This is a genomic window from Bradyrhizobium macuxiense, assembly GCF_001542415.1.
GTDB classification, from domain to species: Bacteria; Pseudomonadota; Alphaproteobacteria; order Rhizobiales; family Xanthobacteraceae; genus Bradyrhizobium; species Bradyrhizobium macuxiense.
In genome coordinates this window covers 1-3213 of the sequence record NZ_LNCU01000038.1, presented here as the reverse complement: position 1 = coordinate 3213, position 3213 = coordinate 1, and the positions used below count along the sequence as shown (strand labels likewise).

General features: G+C 60.2%; 2 protein-coding genes and 1 pseudogene. 2 read left to right on the top strand and 1 reads right to left on the bottom strand.

The window, feature by feature from the left end; genetic code table 11:
- Positions 1-65 precede the first annotated feature (65 nt).
- Positions 66-721 (bottom strand): annotated as a pseudogene (locus AS156_RS10790) (glutathione S-transferase).
- A 114-nt stretch (positions 722-835) separates the two neighbouring features.
- Here AS156_RS10790 and AS156_RS10785 point away from each other — a divergent pair.
- Together AS156_RS10785 and AS156_RS10780 are read left to right on the top strand one after the other, a co-directional pair.
- Positions 836-1399 carry a TetR/AcrR family transcriptional regulator gene (locus AS156_RS10785; RefSeq protein ID WP_066503581.1) on the top strand — a complete coding sequence of 188 codons (564 nt, stop codon included), beginning with the start codon at positions 836-838 and terminating at the stop codon, positions 1397-1399.
- 711 nt (positions 1400-2110) lie between these two features.
- On the top strand, positions 2111-3213 hold a 1103-nt coding region (locus AS156_RS10780; RefSeq protein WP_066500704.1), incomplete at its 3' end, for an IS701 family transposase.

Below are 3213 nucleotides of genomic sequence, written 5' to 3'. Positions count from 1 at the left end.
GGGTCAAGCTCCGGCTGATCTCCGCGGGCAACGCCCGCGAGAGCAGTTGTTCACGGACTACGATTTCAAGCAGAGACCTCGGTCGGTTCGGACATCGTGATCCGGTTCTTGACGCTGGGACGCGCCTGCATCCTTGCGTACCAGGCTATGAGAGCCTCGCACTCCGCCGGCACCGGCACCTTCAGGAGCCCCGCAAAGATCAAGCCGCCAATGACGGTGATATCGGCCATCGTGAACGCCTCGCCTGTGACGAACGGCTGTCTTTTCAGAATGCCGTCGAAGTAGTGCATCCCCCTGATGGCCTTATCGCGCTGACGGCCCCCCACTCGGCGTTCTGATAGATCTCGACATGAGGCCCAAGCCCCGGCGTGGCGTGGTGGAAATAGACACTGATGGCGTCGAGCAGCTCTATCTCGGCGCGCTTGCTCATCATGTGGATCACGCCCTTTTCGCGCGGCGTCCGGCCGGTCAGCGTCGGCGCGCCATCGAGCGCGTCGAGGTATTCGGTAATGGCCGTGCATTCGCCGATGAAAGTCCCGTCGTCGAGCTCAAGCACCGGCAGTGTGCCCGAGTAATTCTTGGCGAGGAAGTTGGGCTGCTTGTGCTCGCCCTTGTAGAGATCGACCGTTACGAACTGCACGCGCGACCGCAGGTTCTTCTCGGCCAGGGCGATGCGAACGCGGGCCGGGTATGGGCCGGTTGGCCAATCGTAAATCTTCATGATGACTCCTCTTTTATCTACCTGCCACTTGGTAGGCTGGATGTGAGGGCTTCACATCCGCTCCGTCAACGCCTACCTGTCACTTGGTAGGTAACGAAGCAGTGAGGCGATGAGATGAGCTCAAGCTCTCGGGAGGCCATCCTGGCGGCCGCAAGGCTGACCGCGCAGGCGCGTGGCTATGGCGGCCTGAATTTCCGCGATCTCGCTGATGACGTCGGCATCAAGGCCGCGAGCATCTACCACCATTTCCCGAGCAAGGCCGATCTCGGCGTGGCGGTCGCGCGGCGCTACTGGGAGGACACGGCCGCCGAGCTCGAGACCATGCTGGCAGAAACGCCGGATCCTGTTCGCTGCCTGCGTCGATATCCCGATGTGTTTCGCAAGGCGCTCGAAAACAACAATCGCATGTGCCTCTGCAGCGTCATGTCGGCGGAATATGATGACCTGCCGGACGCAGTGAAGCGGGAGGTCCAGAGATTTGCCGACGTCAACGTGGCCTGGCTGAGCAAGCTGCTGTCAGCCGCGGGTCTGGTCAGTTCGAGGAAAAGCGAACAGCGGGCCCGCGCTATCTTCGCCGCCGTCGCCGGCGCGCAGCTCATGGCAAGAAGCCGCTCCGATATTTCGCTCTACGACTCCTTGATCGAAGGCTATCGCGCCGCGGGTCTCCTGCCGGCGTAAACCGCAGGCTTTCGGTTCAACGTTTCAAACAACGTGAGGATATGAAATCGCATTCTCGCGGCGCTTTGCGCCCGAGTCTTGATCTTCGTTTCGCCCTCTTCTCAGACAGAGGGCGCAGGGAAAGCCGGGCGCCGATCGCACCCATGGGCCCCGAGCAATGGGTAGAAAGCTCGGGGGTAGGACCACAGGTGTAACCGGAAACAACCCGGCTTTCCCTGCGCGATGGGTTACGGCTTACTTCGTACTCTCCCCGGCGAGACTGGGCTCTTTTGTCACCGCCCGTTCAAGACGCAAGTGCGTCTTGAACGAGGACACCTGCCACTAGGGCGTCAGGCCTGCACGACTTCGCCGTCCGCGTCACGCGTGCTCGTCAGTCACGCATTCGGCGTCCACCGCATCTCACACCACGTTCGTGACGATCGCGAGCCGCCCCCTCGTGTCGGGTGAGACGGGCCTATTCATACACTGAGTTGCTATTCCGAAAAACAGAAATATTTTCGCCGCACGGGCTTGACGGATTTTTCTGAGCTGCCCGTCGGGTTAATTTGTCGCAGACAGTAACGGCGAATTTGATTTTGCACGCTGCGCCGCGGCAGCCACTCGAAATTCCCCGGTCAAAAGAACCCAGGATCGGTTGTCGGAACGCGCGCCGATCGTTCGTCCTAGCATTACAGTTGTGTTTTCTGAGAGTTTCTGAATCCATGGGCAACCATGATTCGAAGATTGTGGGCGCAGGCAGCGTCAGTTGAAGAGACGCTTGCGTTGTGGGCTGCGTCGCTTCGGGAGGTTAAGAAGCGGATACGTCCGCTGTTCGGGCAAGAACGTGTTGCGAGGAACGCGGGCCTGTTTCTGGAAGGTCTGCTCGGTGATGAGCAACGCAAGACCGGTTGGATGCGCGCGGAGGCCGCTGGCGATCCTGGTCCTTGGCGGCAACAGGCGATCTTGGGTCGCAGCGATTGGGATGCCGATGCCTTGCGCGATATTGTCCGCGACTATGTGATGGAGCATTTGGCAGACGACGATGCGGTCCTCGTCATCGACGAGACCGGCTTTCTCAAACAGGGGAAGGCGTCGTGCGGCGTGGCGCGGCAATACACCGGTTCGGCAGGCAAGATTACGAACTGCCAGATCGGCGTGTTCGCTACCTACGTTTCGCGTCATGGCCATGCGTTCATCGATCGCGCATTATATCTTCCGAAGGAATGGACCGACGATCCAGATCGCCTGGAAGCCACATACGTGCCTGCCGACGTCGGTTTTGCGACCAAGCCAAAGCTTGCGACGAGAATGATCGCACGGGCGATAGCGGCGTCTGTCCCATTCAACTGGGTTGCCGGCGATACCGTTTACGGTGTTGGCGACCTCGAACAGCAATTGCGTCGGGCCGGCAAGGGCTACGTGCTTGGGGTCAACAGCGCTCATGTATTCCGATCCTGGGGCAAGCGACCGCCGGTCGCCGGGACGGCTGCGGAACTCGCCCGGACGCGACGCCCATCCGACTGGAAGCGCCTGTCGGCCGGTGCCGGAACCAAAGGACCGCGGCTGCACGATTGGTGTTATCTCGAACTAGCCGATCTCGATGCCGAAGAATTCAACAGCGTCGATCAAGGTCTTTGGACACGCGGTCTGCTGATCCGGCGTCGTATCGCTGATGATGACCTCGCCTTCTTCTCGACCTGGTGCCCGGCAGGAACATCAATTGAAACGCTGGTCGCGGTCGAAGGCCATCGATGGGCGATCGAAGACAGCTTTGAAACTGCGAAAAACGAATTCGGGCTCGATCACAACGAGAGCAGATCCTGGCATGGCTGGCA